Origin of the sequence: Lamprobacter modestohalophilus (assembly GCF_016583905.1) — a bacterium.
In the GTDB taxonomy this organism is placed as follows: Bacteria; Pseudomonadota; Gammaproteobacteria; order Chromatiales; family Chromatiaceae; genus Lamprobacter; species Lamprobacter modestohalophilus.
Genome location: NZ_NRRY01000018.1, coordinates 68,886 through 93,550, shown reverse-complemented (window position 1 = coordinate 93,550; position 24,665 = coordinate 68,886). Strand labels below are relative to the sequence as shown.

Sequence of the window (24,665 nt, the reverse complement as noted above, 5' to 3'; positions counted from 1 at the left end):
TGCATGAATTTGCTCGAACGCGAACCCTCCAAGCAACGCATGGTCAAGAAGCGCCGCAAGGCCACGTGGAACGATGACTACCGCGCTAAGGTCGTCTTTGGCTGAGGATTTATACGCGCTCGCCCTGCCCTGGGATTCAACAGATATTCACGAATATCGAACTGATGATACTATGAACGGCTGGGGTGTCGATCCATCACTCGCGTCGAGCCTGAACGCGGTGACCGTGGATGAGAGCATCAGCTCCGCAACGCTCGGGTGTGCGTCGGTTATGCCGGTGCTCGCCACGAGAGAGGCAGGGCGATCGGCGTCGAGAGATAACACCAACATGCATTTTCGCGTCTTTTACCTCATTAACCGCTCTGGCGAGCGTGTGTCGTCGACGAGCGCGGTGGAGATGACCGCCAAAGCGATCTGTGAACAGATGCTCGACCGGCTGCAATCCGAGGATGATTACCTTGGCATTCTTGGCTCCGACGATCATGCGTTGCAGATCCTCCCGGAGCCGGACCAAAACCGTTACTACGTGGAGGTGCCGTTAGACGCGGCCAAGGCCTCCTATGGTCGCTATGTCGACCGCGAAGAGCTCGAGGCGCTGATCCACGGCCTTTCAGCCCAGTTCGACGAGCGCAGCATCCCGGGGCTGACCTATCGGCCTTGGTAATCCCGCGTTCGGCCGCTCAACGTCGGCCTAGATGGCCGGCCGTGATGCGTGGCATGCGGAACGGCAGCAGCATCTGTACCACAACGGTCGCGACTAGCCCCGTTCCCACCTTCTACCTCGTTCCAACTACCTCGCTCCAATTCTGACTATGGGGACACACTCTTATGGATGTTTTACAGCGGATCGAGCAGTCGCTTGAGGCCGCCATTACCAAGGGTATGGGTGATGACTCGCCGCCTCTGTTACAGCAGGCCGTGCGCCACGCGGTGCTGATCCCAGCTTCGCGCGTGCGTCCGCGCCTCTGTCTGGCTGTCGCCATGGCCTGTGGCGATGACGTGCCAGCCGTCACGGATGCGGCCGCGGTATCCTTGGAACTGCTGCACTGTGCCTCGCTGGTGCACGATGATCTTCCCTGTTTCGATGATGCGGATACCCGCCGTGGAAAACCCTCGGTGCACCGTGCTTATGGGGAGCGGCTTGCAGTGCTCGCTGGCGATGGGCTGATTGTGCTCGCGTTCGAGAATCTTGCTTGGCATACGCTGCGCCACCCGGAGCGTCTGGCACCACTGCTGATGATCGTGGGTCGAGCGGTTGGCCTCAAGGACGGCATTGTCGCCGGCCAAGCCTGGGAGTGCGAAAATCGGGTCGATCTGGGCGAGTATCACCGTCAGAAGACTGCGGCCTTGTTTGCGGCTGCAACCGAGGCTGGCGCGGCGGCGGCAGGGCGGAATCCCGCCGAGTGGCGCACCCTTGGGGCCAATCTTGGCGAGGCATATCAAGTGGCTGATGACCTGCGTGATGTTGCCGGCAATGCCGATGCGATTGGCAAACCGGTAGGGCAGGATGCGGTGCACAATCGACCAAGCGCTGTCGCTGAGCTGGGGGTCGATGGCGCGCTTGATCGTCTAGTTGGTCTGATTGTTGAGGCCGTGGATTCGATTCCGTCCTGCCCAGGCGCTGAAAAGCTGCAGGCCCTGGTGATTGGCGAGATGCAACGCCTGCTGCCGCCGCCCATGGGCGAAGACTTCATGCACCGGCTCGCAGCCGCGCGCGGCTGAGGCAAGCAGACGGCGATACTCAGTCAAGCTGAGTTGACGCATTCGAACGAAAAATATGTAAATCGACCTTGACACACAGGGATGTCAGGTTAAACTCACAGTCGTGGATTAAGAGAGCAACAGCATCTGTACCAGGGCTGATGCATACTTTTTTACACATCGAAGTGCGGCGCAGAGATGTGCCGGACGGCACCTGAACAACGACCTTCACGAGAGGTTATTTCGATGGCTGAAAACAAAAATCTGTCCGGCCTGACTGACGAGCAAGCAAAAGAGTTTCATGAGCACTGGAAGCATGGCACTTGGAGCTGGGTCATGATCGCCTCCGTCGTTCATGTCGTGACCTGGGTCTATCAGCCCTGGTTCTAAACCGCTAGTCCAAATTCGACGAGGAGATACTCCATGCAAGTTCCTTATCTGATGGCTGACCCGACCGTTGCGAAGCCTGATCATCCAGAAGAAGACTGGAAGATCTGGACCGTAATCAACCCAGCGGTTTGGATGGTTCCGTTTTTCTTCATCCTGTTCGTTCAGATGTGGATGGTGCATAGCTATGCACTGAGCCTCCCGGGCTACGGCTTCAAGGATTCCGCGCAAGCGGCTGTCGACGCTCGCTCCGCTGCCGTTATCGAGCAGGTTCAAGGCCAGCAGATTGCTCAGGTCCAATAAGACCATGCTTGATGCAGAGCGGTTCACCTCAGGCTGAACCGCTCGCTGGACGAGATCATCGATCGTCCACTTTGGCACCAAGCCAGGGATCATGACACCGGGAAGTGGTAAACAACGCCCTCAATGGGCGTTGTTTTGTTATGGGGGCGTTGTGGTGACACGGGCTTGAGTGTGGCTCAGCGCTGTTGCTAGCGATGATACGGATTGAGAAGGTGAGCGTTTTCGGCTTCCATTGATGGTCAACAATTGTTGACGTACGGCGCTGCCATGTAAAATCGGCCATTCGATGGTGTCCGTACCCTGAGTTTCGTCACAGAGGTGTCTCTTAGCAGTTGTCAGTCGTGGCTCAGCGTACTTGCGAACCCTTCTTTTCTATCGCTAGGTTCAACTCGCGAAGGTATCCAGTTGCAGCTTCCATTCCTTGAGCGTTGGCGCGTTTGGCGCGATCGCAAGCTCGCCAGTCCGAGCTTTCAGCGCTGGGCAGCGGATTTTCCGTTGACCAAGTATGAGGCATCAAAGCGCGCCCGCGCACTCTTTGATATCACCGCTGGCTTCGTCTATTCCCAGATTCTCTATGGCTGTGTCGAGCTTGGGCTCTTTGATGAGCTCGCCGATGGTCCACAGAGCGCCGATGAGTTGGCGGGCAAGATGGGCATGACGCCTGCCGCAGCAGACCGCTTCTTGCGCGCGGCAGTGGCGATCGACCTGCTGGAGCGGCGCGGCAATGGCCGTTTCGGGCTTGGCAAGCTGGGGATTGCGATGCCGGGCAATCCAGGGATTGCCGCCATGGTGCGCCATCATCGCATGCTGTATCACGATCTCGATGACCCGCTCGCACTCTTTCGCGGCGAGCTGAGCGAGACCGAGCTTGGGCGCTATTGGTCTTACGCTGGCTCTGCGGACCCAGCGGCCGATGGTGACGAGCGGGTCGCTGAATACAGTCTGTTGATGTCAGCGTCGAGCGGCTTCGTCGCCGAGGATACGCTCGACGCCTTCTCGCTCAACGATTATCGCTGCTTGATGGATGTTGGTGGTGGTGAGGGTCGATTCTTGTTGCAGGCGGCCCAGCGCTGGCCGCACCTGCAGTTGCGTCTGTTTGATCTGCCCGCCGTCGTCGACCGCGCCCGTGAGCGCTTCCGCGATGCCGGAATCGAAGACCGTGCCGAGGTCTTCGGCGGTAACGTCAAGGCCGATCCGCTCCCACGGGGGGCCGATATCATTTCCTTGGTGCGCGTGATCTTGGACCATAACGACGACGGCGCGATGACCATCTTGCGTGCCGTGAGGGCCGCGCTCGAGCCGGGTGGCACCCTGATCATTACCGAGCCGATGTCGGAGACGCCGGGGGTCGAGCCCGTCGGCGACGCCTATTTTGGCCTCTATCTGCTGGCGATGGGCAGCGGGCGTACACGTCCGCCACACGAGCATCGTGCCATGTTACAAGCGGCTGGATTCGACCAAATTCGCTTCGTCCGCACGCGCCGGCCGCTACAGACCCGGCTCGTCGTCGCCAAGGCGGCTTGAGCGCAGGGCTGGTATTGCGAGCATGTCGGCAAGATGGCTTGCAGATCTGCCTTTTGCCCCATCCTCGCAGCCTTCCGTCTTCAGCTATGGGGTAGGCTCTTTGCTTTTGTTGGTCATCGTTCCTGCTGCTGATGCCCGCAATGAGTCTGCCTTGGAGTGAGCTATGAATCGCTTGACCAAGTATCTCGCCACCCTTCCCTTTGCCGATGCTGGGACGACCGAGCTGCCGCTGCGGCGGATCTTGCGTCTGTCGCTGTTTCAGATCTCGATTGGTATGGCGATGGTGCTGCTGTATGGCACCTTGAACCGCGTCATGGTGGTCGAGCTTGGGGTGTCGGCCTGGTTCGTCTCTCTGATGGTGGCCTTGCCGCTGGTCTTCGCGCCGCTGCGTGCGTTGATCGGGCATCGATCGGACTACCATCATTCGGCGTTCGGCTGGCGCCGTGTGCCCTATATCGCGCTCGGTAGCATGTTGCAGTACGGCGGCTTCGCGATCATGCCGTACTCGATCCTGATCCTCTCTGATGAAACCAATAATCTGATCTTCGTCGGACAGTTTTTTGCCGGTGTCTCGTTCCTCATGGTTGGAGCTGGGCTGCACACCGTGCAGACTGCCGGCTTGGCCTTGGCAACTGACTTGGCGACACCTGAGAAACGGCCGCGGGTGGTTGCGCTCCTCTATTCGATGCTGTTGCTCGGGATGGTCGGTAGTGCGCTGCTGTTTGGCCATTTGCTCGAGGACTTCTCGCACAAGAAGCTGGTCGAGGTGGTCCATGCTGCTGCCTTGGCCACCATCATCATGAATCTGATCGCAGCTTGGAAACAGGAATCGATCGATCTTAAACGTGCGGTGGCCAAGATTCCGCGGCCTCCCTTCCGTGAGACCTGGAACGAATTTCTGCGCGGTGGTTATGCGAGTCGACTGCTGATTGTTGTTGGCTTGGGTACGGCCGGTTTCAGCATGCAGGAGATCCTGCTCGAGCCTTACGGCGCGCAAGTGCTGGGGCTAACGGTTGCACAAACCACCTCGCTGACCGCGATCCTTGCGGGTGGCACCTTTATCGCCTTTGCCCTGTCCGGTTATGTCCTGAGCCGGGGCGGAAACGCTTATCAGCTGGCCAGCGTTGGTGCCTTGGTGGGTGTCTTCGCGTTCCTGCTTGTGATCCTTGCGGCAACCGTGGAGTCGGCCTTGGTGTTCCGAGGGGGCACCGCGCTGATCGGCTTTGGGACTGGTCTACTCGCGGTTGGGACGCTAACCGCAGCGATGGAGCTTGCCGAGCGTGGACACGTCGGACTGGCGCTCGGCGCCTGGGGCGCGGTTCAGGCAACAGCGCAGGGCGTGGCGATTGCTCTGGGTGGGGCGCTGCGTGATCTGGTCTCGGGAATGGCAGCCAATGGGGCCTTCGGGCCAGAGTGGACTAGTCCGTCACTCGGCTATCGTGTCGTCTACAGCATCGAGATCCTCTTGCTGCTCGCCGCCCTAGTCGTCTTGATTCCGCTACTGTTGCGTCGGCAGCGGGAAGCAGCGAGCAGCGCCCCCTCGCAATTCGGCTTGGATCAGATGCCTTAGGCCATTGCCGGAAAAGCTCATCCCGAATAGCGCAGGATTTGCGTTTGCCTTCCTAACGCTCATGGCGCCGCGCCACCCTGGACAATGAATCGCGTGAGATTCATGTTAAACCTAGAAACGGTCGTTCTTCGATCAGCGAGGTCGCTGCTGACTGTGAATCGATGAAACGGCAGGAGTTTTGCACCTGCTAGTGGGTGCGATGCGACAAGGAGGTGGCTTGATTCTGCTGATGCAGACAGGCTGCGCATGACTGTTGTGCCACGCTCGGAGGCGTCGTGCGAGAACTGCTACTCAGGACAGGAAGGCCCTGTGGGGCCAAGACGTTAGCGAGACGTCAGAAGGAGGGATGTTTTGGCCGGTTTAGGCCACCAACCGCGGTGCCCTCGTTGGAAGGGCGAGCCCGCGGTCAGCAATGCGTCTGGCGCTTATTCGGCCGCAGGTGCAGGCTGAACGACTGCAACAGGCGCAGCAACTTGCACGGAATCCTTGAAGCCGTAGCCTGGCAGGCTCAGCGCATAGGTGTGGATCAGCCACATCTGAATGAAGAGGATGAAAAAGAACGGGACCATCCAGGTTGCTGGGTTGATCACGGTCCAGATCTTCCAGTCTTCTTCTGGATGATCAGGCTTCGCGATGGTCGGATCGGCCATTAAATAAGGGACTTGCATGGAATATCTCCTCGTCGAATTTAGACTAGCGGTTTAGAACCAGGGCTGATAGACCCAGGTCACCACATGAACGACGGAGGCGATCATGACCCAGCTCCAGGTGCCATGCTTCCAGTGCTCATGAAATTCTTTTGCTTGCTCGTCGGTCAGGCCCGACAGATTTTTGGAATCAGCCATCGAAATAAACCTCTCGTGAAGGTTGTGGTTCAGGTGCCGTCCGGCACATCTCTGCGCCGTCCTTCGATGTGTGGAAGAGTGCTTTGCCAGCCCCGGTACAGATGCTGACGTTGCCTCTAACCACGAGTGTTAGTTTAACCTGACATCTCTGTGTGTCAAGGTCGATTTACATATTTTTTCTGATCATTGCGTCAACTCAGCTTGACTCGTTGGCTCGGCGTGGCCGGCCCGCGGTGGTTGGCCGCGAGCCTTGAGCTGAGCTAGAACGCGAGCGGTCCTTTGGGGTCGACGGTCGGGATTGGATTCTCGCGCAGCCCTTCGGCGACGAGGATCTGGTTGGCCGCCATACGGCCGGTCATGGTCGCCGCCTCCATCAGGTTGGCCGGGACCTCGAGCCGCAGGTAGTCGCCGGCGAGAAAGAGATTATCGATCGGCGTCTGCACACCAGGGCGACCGGCATAGTCGCCCGGCGCCCAGCGTGGGAAGTTCTCCTGCATCGTGTAGATGTCGTAGACGACCTTGGCGCCCTTGAGCTCGGGGATCAGCTCGTCGAGCTCGGCGCGCATGATGCGCTTGATCTCGGCCTCGTCGATGACGTTCTCCGGCTCGACCGCATAGGCGTGTAGCTCGATGATCGAGCCCTGGTGGCGACGCGCCCAGGCTTCCGACTCGGGCTGCATCTGGGAGTAGATCGCGATCGAGTCGGTGTAGCGCCAGCCGCTAATGGTATAGAAGGGTACCGCCATTGGTGGGCATTCGCGGTCGAGCCAGAGTCGCCAGACGATGTACGGATCAGCCACGCCAAGGCGCTCAACGCTGCTCACCAGCTCGGGGCTTGCGAGATCGGACTGGGCGATGATGCCTTTGACGCCGGGCACATCGCAGGCCAGCACCACATAGTCAGCCTCCAGCTCGATGTTCGACTGCTCGGCTCGAGCGCTGAGCTTGACCTGACCGTCGGGCGTGGGGGTGGCGTCGAGTTCGACCAGCGGCACGATGGTCGGCCCAGCGGTAGGAACGCCGTTGCTGTCGTACTTGGCGCCATGGCAGGGGCAGGCGAAGCCGCCCGTGGCAGCATCGAGACCAACCGGGCAGCCCATGTGGGTGCAACGCCCAGAAACGCCATGGATCCTACCCTGCGCGTCGCGCTTGGCATAGTAGAGATTGGGGCCGTTCCAGAACGGGGTCCATTCGCTGCCGATAGCGGCGGCATCGATGTTGTGCTCGGCGCCAAGGATAGCCCCAGGACGCTTGAGGATGATCTTGTTGATGCGTCCGTCTTGCGCGATCAGGCGATCAACCTCGGCGCCGGTGGTGACCCGCACGCCTAGCTCGGTGAGGGCATTGGTCAACGGGGTGATCACCGAGGTCATGGCATCGTCGATGGTTTGGTCGTAGCCCATGCCGTCGGGATTGCCGAGGAAGAAGAAATGGAAGAATTTGATGCCCTCGGCGGTCGAGTATTGATGAAACTGGTTGAAGGAGGTGTGCGCGAAGGGCTCGATGATGGTGTCAACCATCGGCTTGTTGACGCGCTCACAAAAGGTCTTGAAGTCGAGGTCGTCGAGGCGCGCGAAGGTCTTGTCCGGATCGTAGCGCATCACCTCGTAGAGCCGGCCGGTCGGGTTATTGAAGTCGAGCAGTGAGACCGATTTGGCCTGGTTGACGACGGCGAAGAGGTTGAATGGAAACAGGGTTGTGGTGTTGGTAAAGCTCTCGGTGCCTTTGGCCGGGTCTTTGAAGATCACCGGGTAATCCAAGACCGGCTTGAAGTTGTCGCGCAGACCGTTCTCGGCGAGTAGCCCGTTGAGGTTGTAGTACTGATTGAAGAAGCCATGAAAGCCGTGCTCGGTGGCCATAGTCTCGCCGTTGACGTCGACATCCCAGCCCGTGAGTCGCCCACCGAGGTTGCTGGAGCGCTCGACCAGGGTGACGTCAAAGCCGCGCTTGGCGAGCTCATAGCTCGCGGCAATGCCGGCGAGCCCACCGCCGACCACCACCACGCGCTTTTTTGTGCTCGGGCTCAGTGGCAGTTCTGCATTCTTGTCGGAGGCAAAGGGTTGGGTAGAGCGCCGCGGCTGGATGGCGTACAAGCCAGCGCTGCCGAGCGCGGTGCCGGCGAGGGTGATGAGCCCAACATTTCGAATGAAGTGGCGACGGTGCATGCTGTTCTCCGGAACGACGAGGCAATGTGCGGGATCGGGGGCCTTGCCGCGGCCGGCGTGCGCCGCAAGCAGGCATGATCCGAGCCCGGACAGGAATGGGAGGGGTTGGATGGGGACTGCCTCGAAGTCTAGCGATCGCTCAACCGGGGGGCGCTGACGGTCATCAAGCAGCAACCATCGGCGCAGGCTCAAGGGCGCTACTAGCCTGTTGCGAGCATGGTAATCTAGGCCCTCGTGAGCAGGGGTCTGAGTACGGGCCGAACTCGCGATCTGTTTCCCTTCCCTGTTTTCTCTTCTCTCCGCTCTACAATCCCGCGATCACAGCCATGACCACCCAGGAACAACCGCGGGTCGACGCCGATTATTTGCTTGTCGGCGGTGGCCTCCAAAATGCCCTCATCTTGCTAGCCCTCGCCCAGCGGCGCCCAGATGCATCGATCATCTTGCTCGAGCGCGACGCCGGAATCGGTGGCAACCATATCTGGTCTTTCCAAGCCCGCGATCTGCCAGCGTCAGCCTTCGCTTGGGCCTCCCCCCTGATCGAGTATGAATGGCCGGGCTATCAGCTGTTTTTCAAGGAATCCTCGCGTTGGGTCAAGGGGGCCTATCGATCGCTGAGCTCGGAGCACCTCGATCGGGTCGTGCGCGCGGTTGCCGATGCCTCACCGCGGATTGAGCTGCGGCGCGAGACCGATGTGCGCCGGGTGCAGGCTGAGGAGGTTGAGCTTGCCGATGGCTCGCGGTTGCGCGGCCGCGTGGTGATCGATGCGCGTGGACCGGAGCAAGGCGGTCATAGCCCTGGTGGCGGTTATCAGAAGTTCGTTGGTCTCGAATGTCGCCTCAGCCGTGCTGCGCCGACGACAGTGCCGATCTTGATGGATTCACGCTGTCAGCAGCGTGATGGTTTTCGCTTCTTCTATATCCTGCCCTTCGCCGCGGATCGGGTGCTGATCGAGGATACCTATTTCTCTAATCGCCCGGATCTGGATGTCGATGCGATCAGCGCCGCGATTTTGGCCGAGGCGCCTGCGTTTGGCTTGGAGATTGACGCGGTCTTGCGCACCGAGGTTGGCGTCTTGCCGATGCCGGCGCTCAGCACCTTTCATCCCAAGTCCCAGGCGCCGATCGTAGCGGGCTATGCCGGGGGCTGGTTCAATCCGAGCACAGGCTATTCATTGGCGGCGGCCTCGCGCTTAGCCGAGCATCTCTCGAAGACGCCGGTCGATGACCTCTTTGGTCAGGATTGGCGGCGCTTGACGCGCTACCTGCGTTTCCAGTCGATCTTCTTGGCGGCGCTGAATCTGCTTATGTTCCGCTGGTTCCATGGCGATAAGCGGCGGCGCTTGATGGAGCGCTTCTATTTGCTGCCAGACGCGGTGATTCATCGCTTCTTCGCGATGGAGACAACCTTGGTCGATTGGTGGCGAATCATGTATGTCGGTGCCCCTTGGACGCCAAAAGGGTGGGGACGCCGTGCGCGGACCCCAGAACAGCCCTAGTCAATCCTCAATACGTCTTTACCGCACGACTGCGCGCAGCAGTCGTTGCGCCGTCCTACAACCATCACGAGAGAGTGTCTGTCATGCCAGAATCCGCAGCCGATTGTCGGCCTATTCCGTTCATCCTGGTCTTCGTCATCGCCGCATCGGCTATCTTGCTCGGCGTCTACGCGGTGCCTGAGTCATTCAGCCTGGGTGTTGTTGATGCCCAAGCGATCTCCAAGGCGGCCATCTATCTGGGCGCGACCATGTTGATGATGTGCTATGTCGATGCCTTTCGCTCGCGGTGTCTGCGGGGCTTCGTCACCATCGCTTTGGTTCTGCTTGCGCTTGGTTGCGCGATCCCCTTCTTCGGCAGTGAGCGCGAGCTATGGGGACCTCTGCAGCATGGGGCGATCAACAGCCTCTATCTGCTTGGGGCGTTGCTGGCGTTTCTGCACTTTTCTCTGCATACCATGCCGAGTGTCTGGCGCCAGAGCTTGACGCCGGGGCGCTCTAACGTCATCGGCGCAGTGCTCGTGCTTGGTGTTGCCTGGTATCGCGATTACGACCCGGGCTTAGGGGTGGCGGATAATCTTGTCGATCTCGTGGTGACTGCGGTCGCGGTCTTGGTGGGAGCGTTGTTGTGCACCCTGTTGATGCGGCATCGAGCACAGGGACTCGCACAAGCTTAGCCGTTCAGCGCCTCAGCTGAGTCGATTGTCGGAACAAGCTCGTACTGAATTGCGCAGGATTTTCGTTTCTCCCATAACAAAACAACGCCCATTAAGGGCGTTGTTTACCACTTCCTTGTGAAGCAGTCCTTGGCTTGGTGCCAAAATGGACGATCGATGATCTCGTCCAGCGAGCGATTCAGCCTGAGGTGAACCGCTCTGCATCAAGCATGGTCTTATTGGACCTGAGCGATCTGCTGGCCTTGAACCTGCTCGATAACGGCGGCAGAGCGAGCGTCGACAGCCGCTTGCGCGGAATCTTTGAAGCCGTAGCCTGGCAGGCTCAGCGCATAGGTGTGGATAATCCACATCTGAATGAAGAGGATGAAAAAGAACGGAACCATCCAAACCGCTGGGTTGATCACGGTCCAGATCTTCCAATCTTCTTCTGGATGATCAGGCTTAGCAACGGTCGGGTCAGCCATCAGATAAGGGACTTGCATGGAATCTTTCCTGAATGAGAGGTTAAAAAGTGCAGCGATGCGCGCTGCAAGTGCATTCGATAGATTGCCTGGAGGGGCTTAGAACCAAGGCTGATAGACCCAAGTCACCACATGAACGACAGAGGCGATCATGACCCAACTCCAAGTGCCATGCTTCCAGTGCTCATGAAACTCTTTTGCTTGCGCGTCGGTCAGTCCGGACAGGTTAGGTGATTTTACTTCGGCCATTGTCATTTTCCTCAGATCAGGTGAGGGTTTTAGCACAAGTCAATTGGACAAGTGCCTAGGGAGTCGCGGCAGATGCAGGGCTTTTTAAGTAGGTTGCTCTGAGTAAGCTGCGACGATGGATGTAAGTATAACGTGACACTTCGTGGTGTCAAGTGCGGGTTACAGATTTCCTGTTTCCTAGGCCGCGGCTCAAGCCTGGGCGCTTGGCGGTGGCGCAGGGCTTACCAGGCGTTGAATAGCCACTTGGCGAGAAAGATGGCGGCCAAGAAGAAGAGGAAGGCCGCTCCGCCAGCCTTGACGAACATCAAGATATTGGAGATGACTCCGCGCCAGGCGCCCGCGATGGCCTCGACCCCGCCATAGTTATCGTCGCCGCCATCGTTGCTGCTTTGCTCGTCTTTGGTCGTCGCGTTATCGGTGCTGCTGCCCTCGCTCTCGACCCTTGGTGCAGCGGTGACCAAGCCGTAGGGGGAGGTTCGCGTAACCTTAAAGAACTCAATCTCGGATTCGGCGCCGGCCTTCTCGATGACGACGAACTCGGTGTCGACCTCGAGTGCCTTGTCGGTTGCAAAGGCGAGGGCGAACTCTTCAAGGCTTTCGGATTCCCCCAGGTATTCCCATGATTTCGATTTTTCAGGCCAAGTACGTCTAGCGGTATACTTCATTGGATATGCGACTCCTCGTAAAGATGATGAGGTGCTAAAGGGGAAGTGGCTGTTGGCTCTTATCGGCGAGCTGACCGGCGAGCTGACCAGTGACCTGATCCGTGACCTAATCAGCGCTCGCTTCGCGAGCTTGGGGCGTCGTTGGCCAATCTGCCAGCTGTCGTGTAACCTAGACAGTATCGCGTGTCTACTTTTGTGGACAACTCTGTAAACTTAGCAAATTCGAGAATCTCAGCGTATGCCGTCGCGCAAGAAACAGGTCATTGTCATCGGTGCCGGGATGGGCGGTTTGAGTGCGGCTTTGAAGCTTGCCTTGAGCGGCCTTGATGTCAGAGTGCTCGAGCGCGGTCATCACCCGGGTGGCAAGCTGCGCGAGCAGCACGTTGGTGATCAGTCCTTCTACACCGGACCGACGGTGCTGACGATGCCGTGGGTCTTCGAGGAGATCTTTCGCGAGGCCGGTGCCAACCTGGGCGAACGGGTCAAGCTGCATCAGGCAGATGTTCTCGCGCGTCATGCCTGGAGCGAGGCGGAGCGCTTGGATTTGTTCGGCGACCACGAGCGCTCTGCGCAGGCTATCGCCGAGTTTGCTGGGGCTAAAGAGGCGGATGGTTTTCGCCGCTTTGCCGCCCACGCTAAGCGAGTCTATGCGGCCTTGGACGTCCCCTTCATCCAGTCGCAGCAGCCGACGCCGGTGACCATCTTCGCGCGCTTCGGCTGGAGCGGGCTCGGTGAGCTGATGCGGATCAAGGCCGTGTTCACGCTGTGGCAAGCGCTCGGCAGTTATTTTAAGGACCCGCGTCTGCGGCAGCTGTTTGGTCGCTACGCGACTTACGTCGGTGCCTCTCCTTACCATGCCCCGGCGACCCTGATGCTGGTGGCCGATGTCGAAAGCCGCGGTGTACATGCGGTGGAAGGCGGCATTCATCGCTTGCCCGAGGCATTGGCGGAGCTGGCCGTAGAGAAGGGCGTTGAGCTGAGCTACGGCACGGCTGTGGCCGAGATCCTGGTGGAAGGTGGGCGTGCTCGCGGTGTGCGCTTGGAAAACGGTGAGCAGCTTGAAGCCGACGCGGTGATCTGCAACGCGGATGCGGCCGCGCTGGGCGCGGGTCTGTTCGGTGAACAAGCCAAGCAGGCGGTGGCGCCGATTCCGCCAAAGAATCGCTCTCATTCGGTGGTGACCTGGAATCTGCTCGCGCGTCCGGTCGGGTTTCCGATGCAGTATCACAACGTGTTCTTCCCGCGCGACTATGCGGACGAGTTCAAGGCGGTCTTCGAGGATCTACGACTCCCCGCCCATCCGACCGTCTACCTCTGTGCACAGGATCGCGGTGACCCCACGGCGCCGGAGCCAACCGAGCGCGAGCGAATGCTGATTGTGGTCAATGCGCCCTCACGGGGTGATTCCCAGGTCATCTCCGAGGAGGAGATAGCACGCTGTGGCGAGCAGGTGACCGCCTTGCTGCAACATTGTGGGCTAACGCTCGCTGAGCGCGAAGACATTGCGGTGACCACGCCGGCCCATTTCGAGCGTGCCTATCCGGCCTCTGGCGGGGCGGTCTTCGGTCGCGTCAATCATGGTTGGTGGGGCTCGTTCGATCGTCCTGGCGCGGTGACCAAGATCGAGCGGCTGTTTACCGCTGGTGGCAGCGCGCACCCAGGCCCGGGTATCCCGATGGCATCGATCTCCGGACGTCTAGCGGCCGATATGGTCTTGAAAAGCCTCTGATTGAGACCGTTGTTGAGTCATTCCCGCAATCGCGCCAGCCGCAATCCTATTCAGCACTGCGCCCTTCTTACCGCAGTACTGATGGTCTCGGCTCGCGCCTGCCTAAGATCTCAGGTAGCCGATGTCTGAGCCGCACGTCGTTGTCATTGGAGCTGGGATTGGCGGTCTGGCGGCCGCGATCAGGATCGCCGCCCAGGGCCTAAGGGTGACCTTGTTTGAGCGCTCAGACTATCCGGGCGGCAAGATGCGTGAGGTCCAGGTCGCGGGTGCGCCTATCGATTCGGGGCCGACCGTGGTGACCATGCGCTGGGTGTTCGAGGAGCTCTTCGCCGCGGCTGGAGCCAGGCTTGATGATTACCTCAGCTTGCGTCCGGTCGAGGTGTTAGCGCGCCATGCCTGGAGTGAGGACGAGCGGCTCGACCTCTATACCGACATCGATCGCTCGGCCGAGGCGATTGGCGACTTTGCTGGTGCCGAGCAGGCGCGTCTGTTTCGCGCCTTCTGCGCGCGCGCCAGCGATATGTACCGCACCTTGGAGCATGCCTTCATCCAGCTCGCGGAGCCGACCCCACTCTCGCTGGTGCTCGATTCTGGCCTGATTCCGGTGGCGCGCCTGAAACCCTACTCGACGCTCTGGCAGGACTTGGGCCGCTTCTTCCCTGATCCGCGGCTGCGCCAGCTCTTCGGCCGTTATGCCACCTATGTCGGCTCCTCGCCGTTCCACGCGCCGCCAACGCTCGGGATCGTTGCGCATGTGGAGCAGGCTGGGGTCTGGACCGTCGATGGCGGTATCTATCAGTTGCCTAAGGCCTGTGCCGCGCTTGCGCAGGAGCAAGGCGTTAAGCTGCGTTATCAGGCCGGCGTGCAGGAGATCCTCGTCGAGCGCAAGCGCGTCGTTGGCGTACAGCTTGAGAGCGGTGAGCGTATCCAGGCGGATGCCGTGCTCTGTAACGCCGATGCCGCGGCGCTGTCCGCTGGGTCTTTTGGGGCGGCAGTGCGCCGCGCGACCCCAGCGCATCCACGCTCCGCGCGCTCATTATCGGCTGTGACCTTCAGCGTTCATGCCAAGACCAGTGGCTTCCCGTTGGTGCGCCACAATGTGTTCTTTTGCCGCAACTATGCCGAGGAGTTCAAGGCCATCTTTGGGCGTGGCGAGCTGCCCAAAGAGCCGACGGTCTATGTCTGCGCACAGGATCGCGATGACGACGCCGAGGTCGCGGGGCCGGAGCGGCTGTTGTGCCTCGTCAATGCGCCCGCGCGGGGCGATATCAAACCTTTCACTAGCGAAGAGATCGAGCAATGCGAGGAGCAGACCTTCAACCTGTTGCGCCGTTGTGGCCTCAGGGCCGACCTCAGTCCGGAGCGTCGGGTCATCACTACGCCGACGGAGTTCGAGCGCCTGTTTCCGGCCACTGGGGGGGCGCTCTACGGTCGCACCTCGCATGGATGGCGGGGGCCGTTCAGCCGCTCGGCGGCTCGCTCGCGACTGGCGGGACTCTATCTGGCGGGGGGCAGCGTGCATCCGGGGCCGGGGGTGCCGATGGCGACCATCTCGGGGCGTCTGGCGGCGGAGGCGATCCTCAAGGACCTGACCTAAGCGTTCAGGTTCCACCGCGCGGCTACGCCTGGTGGTATGTCGACGCGCTCAGTGATGATGGTCTCCATGGGCTAACCCTGATCGCCTTCATCGGCAGCGTCTTCTCGCCTTACTACTTCAAGGGCCGGCGGCGTGGTCGCGATGAGCCGCGCGATTATTGCTCGCTGAACGTCTGTCTCTATGGCAAAGCGCGGCGTTGGACCATGACCGAGCGGCGTCAGCGCGGGCTCACGCAGAGTCCCTCGCACTTGCAGATCGGACCCAGCGCCCTGCACTGGGGTGCTGATCGCACCCTGACGGTGGAGATCGATGAGATCGGCACGCCGATCCCGCAGCGCGTGCGCGGTGAGATCAAGGTCACGCCGACCTTTATCAATGAGCAGGTCTTCGAGCTGGATCAAGCCGGGCGGCATCGCTGGCGACCGATCGCGCCGAGTGCCCGCGTCGAGGTCAGTCTTGAGCGTCCAGCCATCAGCTGGACTGGCCATGCCTATCTGGACCGCAACTGGGGTGATGAGCCGCTGGAGGATGCCTTCCGCTATTGGGATTGGTCGCGCGCTAGTCTTGGTGGCGATGAGAGTCTGATCCTCTATCATGCCGATCGGCGGGAGGGAGACAGGCTCTCACTCGGGCTACACTTCGGTGCGGATGGCGGCTTGAGCCACTTTGAGGCACCGCAGGATCATCGCCTCGCGCGCACCCCAATCTGGCGCATGCCGCGCTCCAGTCAAGCCGATGCCCAGCATCCGCCCCGGGTCGTCAAGACATTAGAAGATACACCGTTTTATTCACGCTCAGTCATTGCTTCACACCTGCAGGGCCGTCCGATCGAGGCGGTGCATGAGAGCCTATCGCTGGATCGCTTCCGCTCGGCTTGGGTCCAGCAACTGCTGCCTTATCGGATGCCACGGCGCTGAAGAGGAGGAGTGAGTGAAGAGGAGTGAGTGAAGAGGAGGAGTTGCCTTTGAATCCAGCAACCTTTTGCTTAGGCTCTCTCCTCTCTCCTCTCTCCTCCTATACGTCTTAAGCAGCGCGCTGATCTGCTCTTGAGGCCTCGGCGTAGAGGTCGATGTGCTCCATCTCCATCCTGACGCTGTGCTCGATGCCGGCGGCATCGAGGCCACAGGTCCGCAGCTGTTCCTCATGTCCGGCTTGCTCGAGGCAGAGATCGGGCAGCCCAAGGTGCAGGCAGTAGACAGCCAGGCCATGCGCGGCGAGCACCTCGGAAACGGCCGAGCCGGCGCCGCCAGCGATTGCATTCTCCTCGATCGTGACCAGCAGCCGATGCTGGTCAGCGAGCTCAAGGATGAGTGCCTCATCCAGGGGCTTGACGAAGCGCATGTTGGCGACGGTGGCGTCTAGTGCCTGTCCGGCTGCTTCAGCGGCGGGGACGCGACTACCAAAGGCGAGCAGCGCGATCTCGCGCCCTAGGCGCCGGACCTCGCCACGACCGATGGCGAGTGTCTCGGCTCCGCGCTTGAGGGCGACGCCGGGGCCGGTGCCGCGCGGATATCGCACCAGGGCCGGTCCCGGATGCTGATAGGCGGTTTCGAGCAGTTGCCAGCATTCGTTCTCGTCGGCTGGGGCGGCGATGACCAGATTGGGCTGGCTGCGAGCGAAGCTGAGGTCGAAGCTGCCGGCATGGGTCGCGCCATCGGCACCAACGAGTCCGGCGCGATCGACGGCTAGGGTGACATCGAGACCCTGCAGGCAGACATCGTGCACGAGCTGGTCGTAGGCGCGCTGAAGGAAGGATGAATAGATCGCGACTACTGGCTTCAGCCCTTCGCAGGCCATCCCTGCGGCGAGGGTGACGGCATGCTGCTCGGCGATGCCGACATCGAAGTAGCGATCCGGGAAGCGCTCGGAGAATGACACCAGTCCGGAGCCCTCGCGCATCGCGGGGGTGATGCCGATCAGCCGGGTATCGCGTGCCGCGGCGTCGCTGATCCAGTCACCGAAGACCTGGGTATAGGTCGGCCCGGTGCCAGCCTTGCTGTGCATCTTGCCCGTCGCGCGATCGAACGGGGTCACCCCATGGTAGCGGGTGGGAGACTGCTCGGCCGGGGTGTAGCCGCGTCCTTTCTGGGTGATCAGATGCAGCAGGCGCGGGCCTGGCATCTGCTTCATGTTGGTCAGGGTGGTGATGACGGCGTCGAGGTCGTGACCATCGATCGGTCCGATGTAGTTGAAGCCGAGTTCCTCGAACAGGGTGCTCGGCATGAACATCCCCTTCAGATGTTCTTCCCAACGACCGACGAACTGGCGCAGCTCGGGCAGACTCGCAAGCGCCTGCTTGCTGCCTTCGCGCACGTTGATATAGGCGCGCCCGCTCAGGAGGCTGGCGAGGTGCTTGCTGAGGGCGCCCACCGGCGGGCTGATCGACATCTCGTTGTCGTTGAGGATGACGAGCAGGTTCGGGTCGAGCGGGCCACCATGATTCAAGGCCTCGAAGGCCATGCCAGCGCCCAGCGAGCCATCGCCAATCACGGCGACGACCTGGCGCGACTCGCCCTTGAGCCGCGCGGCGATCGACATGCCGAGGGCCGCGCTCAGCGAGGTGCTCGAATGGCCGACACCAAAGCTGTCGTAGACGCTTTCGCTGCGTTTCGGGAAGCCCGAGATCCCACCTTTCTGGCGCAGACGTCCCATGCGTTGGCGGCGTCCGGTGAGGATCTTGTGTGGATAGGCCTGATGGCCAACGTCCCAGACGATGCGATCATCTGGCGTCTCAAAGACGCGATGCAGGGCGATGCTGAGCTCGACCACACCGAGTCCGGCCGCGAGATGGCCGCCGGTGCGCGAGACGCTGTCGATCAAGAAGGCGCGCAGCTCGCTGGCCAGCGGCTTCAGGGCACTGCTCGGGAGCGCACGCAGATCGGTTGGGTCATCGATCAGGTCGAGGAGCGGATACTCTGGTGGTGCCGAGGGCGCGGTGTCAGTCATGGCGAACGCTCCGAAACGGGGTGGCATCCTCGGTGCTTGGCCTGAGTTCGAGCTGAGCCAGCGTCGCCAGTGGCTTGCCGCCAGCGACGAGCGATGGCAGCCAGGCACGCTTGCGGTGATGCCAGGGTAGGGGACGCAGCAGATCCTGCTGCGCGCGAAAGTGGATACGCGCGGCCATCCCGGCGTAATCGCGCGGGTCGGCGATGCCAAAGCGGAATCGCGTGCGCATCCGCCGAAAGGTGTTGCCAAGCCGCGAGAAGGCGAGCAGGGCTGGGTGGTAGCCATCGATCAGGAGATCGGCGCCAGCGGGCGCGAGTCTGCCCAGTGCGGCGAGACAGTCTGCAACCTGCTCAGCCGCGAGGTAGGGTAGAACCCCTTCCAGGATAAACACGGGCCGCGTCTCGTCGAGGGCTGCGGCGATCTCATCGAGCTGATCGGGCAGGGAGGCGCGGACGTGCCGAATCCGCTCCGAGGTCGGCAGGAGCTGGTCGCGTAGCGCCATGACTGGCGGTAGGTCCGCGCAGACCCAGCGGCGTATGCGCGCCTGCTGGGCTGGCTCCAGTGATGCGTCAAGCCGGACAGGAAGGGTATCGAGACCGCAGGCGATCAGCACCAGGGTGCGCTCGATTGGCTCGCGCAGGAATGCACCGAGCGCTTCCTGGATCGCCAGTGAGCGGCTGATGCAGAGCCGCATCGGGAAAGGGTCTGAACCCAGCTCGGCGCGATCGACCGCAAGCTGTGCGGTCAGACTGCGCGCTGCGGCGTCATCGAATGCGACCCCAGGCCAAAGCGACTGGGCTTCGGCGCGGGCGAGCAGGGGGATCAGTAGGGTGCGGCTGACGCCGTCGAGCGTTGGTGCGACCGGCGCTATGCCGCCAGTGCTTAGCGCTCGGGCCTCAGCTGCTTCACTCATCTCGGCGTCACATGCAGCAGCAACGGTGCTGTGGGTACCATCATGCCGGCAAAGCGAGGCTCGATTGGACCTGCGGTAGCGCGATCGAGCTGCAGTCCTCGCAGGAGATGGGCCAGTAGCAGGGTGCCCTCGATCAGGGCGAAGCGACGCCCGATACAACTCCTTGGTCCACCGCCGAAGCCCAGGTGATGGGCCTGCATCAGATGGTCCGGATTGATGTTCGGGTAGCGATCCGCCCGGAAGCGATGTGGCTCCGGCCACAGCTGCGGGTCGTGGTGGATGGCGAGGATGTTGATGATGAGCTGATCGCCAGCGCGGATGCGGTAACCGCCAAGGACATGGTCGCTAAGGGCGTCGCGAAGCAGGATCGGTGGCTGTGGATAAAGACGGAGCGCCTCGAGGAAGGCACCCTGGGTCAACGGCAGATCCTGCATTGCGTTGGCGTCGGCTGGCGCCTGCTCTAGCGCGTCCACCTCGGCGCGGAGTCCTTGTTGCAGGCCTGCGTCACCCGCGATCTCCCACAGCGCCCAGCTCAGCGCGATCGCGAGCGAATGATGACCAGCGATGAGCATGGTCATGAGTTCGTCGCGCATCTCGTCCGGGGTGAAGTGCTCGGGATCTTGCTCGCGCTGGCGAAGCCATTGGCCAAGCAGATCGCTCGGGTCGTCATCGTCGTCTAGATGGCGGCGACGGCTGTCGATGATGCGCGCCAGGATCGCTTCGGCCTCGGCGATCTTGCGCCGAAAGGCGAGGTTGGCTGGTGTCGGCCAGCTCAGCGGCGGTGCGAGGAGGCTGCTTCCGCGCTGTACCAGGGCATCGAGCAGGCGGTGAATGACTTCGCTAACATCCGCGTAGCGCGCGTCGTAATCGATGCCGAAGAGCGTCCGCAGCAAGGCGATCAGGGTGGTGCGGGAGATCTCCGCGATCAGATCGACCGGCTGTCCCGCCGGAAGGGCCCGCCAGCGCTCGACCAGGAGGCGAGCCGATTCGGCCATCGCCGGCGCATACCCCGCCAGGCGACGGCCGGACATGGATGGGTTTGCCAGACGGCGATGCTTCTTCCAGCGCTCGCCGTCGTTGATCAGTAGACCCTCGCCGGTCACCGCGCTGAGCCGACGCATCAGGCGGCCCTTGCGATAACGCCGTTCCTTGTCCAGCAACACCTCCCGGATCAGCGCGGGATCATTGAGCTGAAACAGACGGAAGCCGAGATAGTCAAGACGAACGAACGGCGACTCGGAGGCCCGCGCGAACAAGGTCAGGAGATCCCGACGGAACAGCGGGGGCAGGGACGCAAAGGCCGATAAGGTCGGCGGTTTGGCGGCGACCTGATCGGGAGGCGTTACGGGGTCGGTGGCTGGATGCAGGTGCATGAATAAGACCTGATCGGAGGCCGTTTGTTACGGCTCCGATCCACTCGGCATTGCAGGTCGCGCGACCTTGCGCGAAATTACTGGGCTGTCTGTGTCTGTTTCGGTGCCGCCGCAATCGTCTGAACCGTCGGCTCCATGCCATCGGCCTTGCTCCAGCTGTATTCCGGCATTGCGAAGACCATCGCGTGCACGGCGAGGGCGACAAGGAGGACGAGGGCGAACATGGGGATCAGCCAGACTGCCGGGTTGATCACTAGCCAGATGCGGTAGTCATGCTCGGCGGGTTTGTAGTTGAGGACTTTTTGAAACACAATCGCCTCCTGTTCAGAACCAAGGTTTCCAGATCATCACCATCAGGTGCGCGATCGCGGCGATGCCGATATAGGCGGTGTAAGTGATCTTAAATTGTTCATGAAACTCTTTAGCTTGCTCGGGGGTGAGGCCCGAGGGGTGCTTGTCTTCTGACATCTCTTGAGTCTCCTAGGGGGCGTGCCCCTCGCAAATCGGTTGTCGGGTGCTGTTGTGATGCAGAACGAGATTGGTTGCGACCAGCCACTAAGCCGCCCGCGACTCCTAATGCCTGACTGACAGGCCTAACTGACAGCTCCGATTGAGTGTCAGTTTAGCTTGACGCGATAAAATGTCAACAAAACTTAACAGTGTCTCTGTGGCCGATCAGGCGGCGCGCCGAAGAGCGTTTCTGCTAGGGAGTGGGCCCAACAACGGCCGCTGTGACACCCCGGAGTTGTGACACCCCGGAACATGTTGATTCGGCGTTGACCGGTCTTGTAACCCTCGCTAACCTCAGTGGCTAGGTCGTCGTGGTCGGCGCGGGGACGCTTGAGCCACGAAACACCTTAATTCGTCGGTACCGGCTGCGGCAAGGCCTAGATCATCAAGGGCCGTTTGCAGGAGAGGTGCCGGTTGGTCTTGAGGTTAGGATCACAATGGCTTTGTGCCGCCACTTGAGGAGAAGCTTTAATGAAATCAGGGTTACTGATGTTTCTGTTCGCCATCATGGTCGTCGGGGGCGCTCTTTTCTTTAAAGGTTATTCGAGAGCGGTGAATCTCAACCATATCTGTGACAAACAGATTCCCTGGTACGATGCGATGTTTTTGGATGCAATCAGTGACAAGGCCGGCTGCGAGAAGTATCAATAACTCGCTGGCTAACGTCACGGCGCCGGGCGACTCTGGCCGGCGCCGCTCCAAGGCCACAAGACGAGACTGCCTACCGCCGCACTCGCTGGCTCCTTGAGCACCGACGAGTGCTACATGGGCCCTGATTAAACGCTTGCGATGCTCTGAGCGTTAGTTTAACCTGACACTCCCTTGTGTCAATTTATATTTACACAAGGATTATGAGGTTTTCCTGGCGGCGATGTTGGCGAGCTGGGATGCCATCAATCGGGCAGCCAATTCACAATAGCGTTGAGTTGTAGGAGTTTCGACATGAACATGACTATAAACATTGGCGACACGGACCGTAATATCCGTTTCGCTGCCGGCGTCGCGATCGCGCTGTGGGGCCTTATCGATCATAACTTGCTGGGCCTGATCGGTCTGGCTTTGGTTGGTACCGCTTATCTGCGTTCGTGCCCGGCCTATACTGCCTTCAATATGAACACCCTCGGGAAGTAGGGGCAGGGCGATTTTCGTCGACTAACCTGCCGGCTTGCGGCTTGGTCTTCTGTCGTTCGAGGCGAGCCAACAGATCGTGCAAGCGGGCAGGCTTTTTCAAGACAGCTCGGGTTTCCGATGTGTCGATACGAGGCATGGCTCGGTTATATCGGCTCCAGCGAGTCCTTCATGCCGGCTCTCACCGACAAGCAGGAAATGCTAAGATCCTACCCGCGGCGCCCTCGGCGCCATTGATGTGTAAATTTTACTTGACAGAATCGATAGTCAAGCTAGACTGACACTTGAATAAAATCTGCCTTAATAGCCTGAATTTGTTCGACTAATTCCGTCGTAACCGTCGGCCAGGTCGGTACTCATCTTAAAGCATCCCATTGAACGCTTCTGCTGACATGTCTGCCTTCGCCGTCGTCCTCGATCAACCACGGCAGCTCGCGCTGAAGCGCCTGGAGCTGACGCCGGCGGCCGATGCCGACTGCGTCGTCGACATCGACTTCAGCGGGATCAGCACCGGCACCGAGCGGCTGCTTTGGACCGGCCGCATGCCACCGTTTCCCGGCATGGGCTATCCGTTAGTGCCGGGATACGAGTCGGTAGGGCGAGTGATCAAGGCCGGCGTCGACAGCGGTCGCAGCGAGGGCGAACTGGTGTTCGTGCCCGGCGCGCGCTGCTATGGCGACGTTAACGGCCTGTTCGGCGGCGCCGCGTCTCGGGTCGTGGTACCCGGCGCGCGGCTGCTGCCGATCCCGGATGACCTGGGCGAGCAGGGTGTGTTGATGGCGTTGGCGGCGACCGCCCATCACGCCATCGCCGGTCCTGGCAAGACCTGCCCGGATCTCATCGTCGGCCATGGCGTGCTCGGCAGACTGCTGGCGCGGGTTGCCATTGCCTTGGGTGCGCCGGCGCCGGTGGTCTGGGAGACGAATCCGACGCGAGCCGTCGGCGCGGTCGGCTATGATGTCTTCGATCCGCAGACCGACAGCCGTGCCGACTACCAGGTGATCTGCGATGTGAGCGGCGATAGCGCGCTCCTCGACCAGCTCATCGCGCGCCTGGCGCGCGGCGGCGAGATCGTTCTGGCCGGCTTTTACGAGGCGGCGCTCTCGTTTCAGTTTCCGCCCGCATTCATGCGCGAGCTGCGGATGCGTGTGGCGGCGGAGTTCCGCGAGGCCGATCTGATCGCGGTGCGCGGCTTGATCGAGGCCGGAGCGCTCTCTTTGGAAGGGCTGATCACGCATCGCTATGCCGCCACCGAGGCGGCCACGGCTTACGAGACGGCCTTCGATGATCCGACCTGTCTGAAGATGGTTCTCGATTGGAGAGGAATGAATGGCTAACGCCTCCGCCACGTCCGCTGCTGTGAACGTCGGTTTTCCCGAACAGTCCGCGGCCTTATCGAGTCAGTCGCCGGCGCTCACGCAGACTCAGGTGATCGCCATCTACGGTAAGGGCGGGATTGGTAAAAGCTTTACCCTGGCCAACCTGTCCTACATGCTCGCGCAGCAGGGCAAGAAGGTGCTGCTGATCGGTTGCGATCCGAAGAGCGATACCACGACGCTGCTGTTTGGCGGTAAGGCCTGTCCGACGATTCTCGAGACCTCGTCGAAGAAGAAGGCTGCCGGGGAGCAGGTCACCATCGGTGATGTCTGCTTCAAGCGCGACGGCGTCTTTGCGATGGAGCTTGGTGGGCCCGAGGTCGGCCGCGGTTGCGGTGGACGCGGGATCATTCATGGTTTCGAGATCCTAGAAGGCCTTGGCTTCCATGAGTGGGATTTCGACTATGTGCTGCTCGACTTTCTTGGCGATGTGGTCTGCGGCGGCTTCGGTCTGCCGATCGCGCGTGACATGTGCCAGAAGGTGATCGTGGTCGGCTCCAACGATCTGCAGTCGCTCTATGTCGCCAACAATGTCTGCTCCGCGGTCGAGTACTTCCGCGGGCTCGGCGGCAATGTCGGCGTTGCCGGCATCGTCATCAATAAGGACGATGGCACGGGCGAGGCGCAGGCCTGGGCGAAGCAGGTCGGCATCCCCGTGCTGGCCTCGATCCCGGCTGATGACGACATCCGACGCAAGAGCGCGGCCTATCAGATCGTCGGCATGCCCGGCGGGACCTGGGCGCCGTTGTTCGAGGAGTTGGGTGTGAATGCGGCCGAGGCGCCACCGCTGCGCGCTCATCCGCTCAGTCAGGACGAGTTGCTGAACCTGTTCTCGAGCGATGCGGTTGGGCGTGACATCAGGCTCGAGCCGGCGACGATCGAGGATATGTGCGCGGCGGGCAGTCTCGATAAGCCATCGCTCGAAGTGATCTACGACGAGGCGTGAGAGCGCCTCAAGCCTGCATCGGCGGCTTCTGATCCCAAGAGCTCATCGGGCTGCACGGTTTTGGCCTATCGAGCCGAGCTTCTACGCTCAAGAAAAAATGTATC

The 24,665-nt window shown here is 61.0% G+C and carries 26 protein-coding genes; 15 read left to right on the top strand and 11 right to left on the bottom strand.

The window, feature by feature from the left end; translation table 11 throughout:
* Positions 1-73: 73 nt before the first annotated feature.
* The 6 genes from CKO42_RS28280 to CKO42_RS12305 all read left to right on the top strand — a co-directional run bounded on the left by CKO42_RS28280 (position 74) and on the right by CKO42_RS12305 (position 5,485).
* The gene (locus CKO42_RS28280) at positions 74-664 is read left to right on the top strand and encodes a hypothetical protein (RefSeq protein ID WP_338034909.1); all 591 of its coding nucleotides are present in this window, start codon (positions 74-76) and stop codon (positions 662-664) included.
* Positions 665-828: 164 nt separating this feature from the next.
* Complete coding sequence (locus CKO42_RS12325; protein ID WP_200244290.1) at positions 829-1,722, top strand: polyprenyl synthetase family protein; 894 nt, start codon at positions 829-831, stop codon at positions 1,720-1,722.
* 225 nt (positions 1,723-1,947) lie between these two features.
* On the top strand, positions 1,948-2,091 hold the full coding sequence (pufB, locus tag CKO42_RS12320; protein WP_200244288.1) for a light-harvesting antenna LH1, beta subunit: 144 nt from the start codon (positions 1,948-1,950) through the stop codon (positions 2,089-2,091).
* A 33-nt stretch (positions 2,092-2,124) separates the two neighbouring features.
* Positions 2,125-2,391, top strand: a complete 267-nt coding sequence (gene pufA, locus CKO42_RS12315) for a light-harvesting antenna LH1, alpha subunit (protein ID WP_200244284.1) — start codon at positions 2,125-2,127, stop codon at positions 2,389-2,391.
* A 405-nt stretch (positions 2,392-2,796) separates the two neighbouring features.
* Positions 2,797-3,915 (top strand): methyltransferase, encoded by a 1,119-nt coding sequence (locus CKO42_RS12310; protein WP_200244278.1) that lies wholly within the window; start codon positions 2,797-2,799, stop codon positions 3,913-3,915.
* A 163-nt stretch (positions 3,916-4,078) separates the two neighbouring features.
* Complete coding sequence (locus CKO42_RS12305) at positions 4,079-5,485, top strand: BCD family MFS transporter (protein ID WP_200244277.1); 1,407 nt, start codon at positions 4,079-4,081, stop codon at positions 5,483-5,485.
* Between the two features lie 425 nt (positions 5,486-5,910).
* On the opposite strand, the gene pufA (CKO42_RS12300) is transcribed toward CKO42_RS12305, so the two are convergent.
* The 3 genes from pufA (CKO42_RS12300) to CKO42_RS12290 form a co-directional block, all read right to left on the bottom strand.
* Positions 5,911-6,153 (bottom strand): light-harvesting antenna LH1, alpha subunit, encoded by a 243-nt coding sequence (pufA, locus tag CKO42_RS12300; protein ID WP_200244274.1) that lies wholly within the window; start codon positions 6,151-6,153, stop codon positions 5,911-5,913.
* Between the two features lie 33 nt (positions 6,154-6,186).
* Entirely contained in the window at positions 6,187-6,330 is a 144-nt protein-coding gene (pufB, locus tag CKO42_RS12295) for a light-harvesting antenna LH1, beta subunit (RefSeq protein WP_200244272.1), read from the bottom strand.
* Positions 6,331-6,590: 260 nt separating this feature from the next.
* Complete coding sequence (locus tag CKO42_RS12290) at positions 6,591-8,495, bottom strand: FAD-dependent oxidoreductase (protein WP_200244269.1); 1,905 nt, start codon at positions 8,493-8,495, stop codon at positions 6,591-6,593.
* Between the two features lie 326 nt (positions 8,496-8,821).
* Between CKO42_RS12290 and crtY the strand changes: the two genes are divergently transcribed.
* Together crtY and CKO42_RS12280 are read left to right on the top strand one after the other, a co-directional pair.
* Complete coding sequence (crtY, locus tag CKO42_RS12285; protein WP_200244264.1) at positions 8,822-9,994, top strand: lycopene beta-cyclase CrtY; 1,173 nt, start codon at positions 8,822-8,824, stop codon at positions 9,992-9,994.
* An 83-nt stretch (positions 9,995-10,077) separates the two neighbouring features.
* Positions 10,078-10,668 carry a hypothetical protein gene (locus CKO42_RS12280; protein ID WP_200244261.1) on the top strand — a complete coding sequence of 197 codons (591 nt, stop codon included), beginning with the start codon at positions 10,078-10,080 and terminating at the stop codon, positions 10,666-10,668.
* 215 nt (positions 10,669-10,883) lie between these two features.
* On the opposite strand, the gene pufA (CKO42_RS27300) is transcribed toward CKO42_RS12280, so the two are convergent.
* The 3 genes from pufA (CKO42_RS27300) to CKO42_RS12265 form a co-directional block, all read right to left on the bottom strand.
* Positions 10,884-11,150: a light-harvesting antenna LH1, alpha subunit gene (gene pufA, locus CKO42_RS27300; RefSeq protein WP_242479339.1), complete on the bottom strand. Its 267-nt coding sequence runs from the start codon at positions 11,148-11,150 to the stop codon at positions 10,884-10,886.
* A 78-nt stretch (positions 11,151-11,228) separates the two neighbouring features.
* Positions 11,229-11,378 carry a light-harvesting antenna LH1, beta subunit gene (gene pufB, locus CKO42_RS12270; protein ID WP_200244259.1) on the bottom strand — a complete coding sequence of 50 codons (150 nt, stop codon included), beginning with the start codon at positions 11,376-11,378 and terminating at the stop codon, positions 11,229-11,231.
* 221 nt (positions 11,379-11,599) lie between these two features.
* Positions 11,600-12,043 (bottom strand): hypothetical protein, encoded by a 444-nt coding sequence (locus CKO42_RS12265; protein WP_200244258.1) that lies wholly within the window; start codon positions 12,041-12,043, stop codon positions 11,600-11,602.
* 238 nt (positions 12,044-12,281) lie between these two features.
* On the opposite strand from CKO42_RS12265, the gene crtD (CKO42_RS12260) reads away from it, so the two are divergent.
* The 3 genes from crtD (CKO42_RS12260) to CKO42_RS12250 all read left to right on the top strand — a co-directional run bounded on the left by crtD (CKO42_RS12260) (position 12,282) and on the right by CKO42_RS12250 (position 16,286).
* Positions 12,282-13,772: a 1-hydroxycarotenoid 3,4-desaturase CrtD gene (gene crtD, locus CKO42_RS12260; RefSeq protein WP_200244257.1), complete on the top strand. Its 1,491-nt coding sequence runs from the start codon at positions 12,282-12,284 to the stop codon at positions 13,770-13,772.
* A 121-nt stretch (positions 13,773-13,893) separates the two neighbouring features.
* Positions 13,894-15,369 carry a 1-hydroxycarotenoid 3,4-desaturase CrtD gene (gene crtD / locus CKO42_RS12255; protein ID WP_200244255.1) on the top strand — a complete coding sequence of 492 codons (1,476 nt, stop codon included), beginning with the start codon at positions 13,894-13,896 and terminating at the stop codon, positions 15,367-15,369.
* Between the two features lie 77 nt (positions 15,370-15,446).
* Positions 15,447-16,286, top strand: a complete 840-nt coding sequence (locus CKO42_RS12250) for a carotenoid 1,2-hydratase (protein ID WP_200244311.1) — start codon at positions 15,447-15,449, stop codon at positions 16,284-16,286.
* A gap of 106 nt (positions 16,287-16,392) precedes the next feature.
* Here the strand turns inward: CKO42_RS12250 and dxs are convergent, their stop codons facing one another.
* The 5 genes from dxs to pufB (CKO42_RS12225) all read right to left on the bottom strand — a co-directional run bounded on the left by dxs (position 16,393) and on the right by pufB (CKO42_RS12225) (position 21,069).
* Entirely contained in the window at positions 16,393-18,315 is a 1,923-nt protein-coding gene (dxs, locus tag CKO42_RS12245; protein ID WP_200244253.1) for a 1-deoxy-D-xylulose-5-phosphate synthase, read from the bottom strand.
* Entirely contained in the window at positions 18,308-19,228 is a 921-nt protein-coding gene (locus tag CKO42_RS12240; protein WP_200244252.1) for a class I SAM-dependent methyltransferase, read from the bottom strand. The genes dxs and CKO42_RS12240 overlap by 8 nt, the downstream gene beginning before the upstream one ends.
* On the bottom strand, positions 19,225-20,601 hold the full coding sequence (locus CKO42_RS12235; RefSeq protein WP_200244251.1) for a cytochrome P450: 1,377 nt from the start codon (positions 20,599-20,601) through the stop codon (positions 19,225-19,227). Before CKO42_RS12235 ends, CKO42_RS12240 begins: the two co-directional genes overlap by 4 nt.
* A 77-nt stretch (positions 20,602-20,678) precedes the next feature.
* Positions 20,679-20,912, bottom strand: a complete 234-nt coding sequence (pufA, locus tag CKO42_RS12230) for a light-harvesting antenna LH1, alpha subunit (RefSeq protein ID WP_338034908.1) — start codon at positions 20,910-20,912, stop codon at positions 20,679-20,681.
* A 13-nt stretch (positions 20,913-20,925) separates the two neighbouring features.
* Entirely contained in the window at positions 20,926-21,069 is a 144-nt protein-coding gene (pufB, locus tag CKO42_RS12225) for a light-harvesting antenna LH1, beta subunit (RefSeq protein ID WP_200244249.1), read from the bottom strand.
* Positions 21,070-21,582: 513 nt separating this feature from the next.
* On the opposite strand from pufB (CKO42_RS12225), the gene CKO42_RS12220 reads away from it, so the two are divergent.
* The 4 genes from CKO42_RS12220 to CKO42_RS12205 all read left to right on the top strand — a co-directional run bounded on the left by CKO42_RS12220 (position 21,583) and on the right by CKO42_RS12205 (position 24,561).
* On the top strand, positions 21,583-21,762 hold the full coding sequence (locus CKO42_RS12220; protein WP_200244247.1) for a hypothetical protein: 180 nt from the start codon (positions 21,583-21,585) through the stop codon (positions 21,760-21,762).
* Between the two features lie 291 nt (positions 21,763-22,053).
* A complete protein-coding gene (locus CKO42_RS12215) occupies positions 22,054-22,242 on the top strand; it encodes a YgaP family membrane protein (RefSeq protein WP_200244245.1) in 189 nt (62 codons plus the stop codon).
* A gap of 389 nt (positions 22,243-22,631) precedes the next feature.
* Complete coding sequence (gene bchC, locus CKO42_RS12210; RefSeq protein ID WP_200244243.1) at positions 22,632-23,576, top strand: chlorophyll synthesis pathway protein BchC; 945 nt, start codon at positions 22,632-22,634, stop codon at positions 23,574-23,576.
* A complete protein-coding gene (locus CKO42_RS12205; protein ID WP_200244240.1) occupies positions 23,569-24,561 on the top strand; it encodes a chlorophyllide a reductase iron protein subunit X in 993 nt (330 codons plus the stop codon). Before bchC ends, CKO42_RS12205 begins: the two co-directional genes overlap by 8 nt.
* Positions 24,562-24,665: the final 104 nt, after the last annotated feature.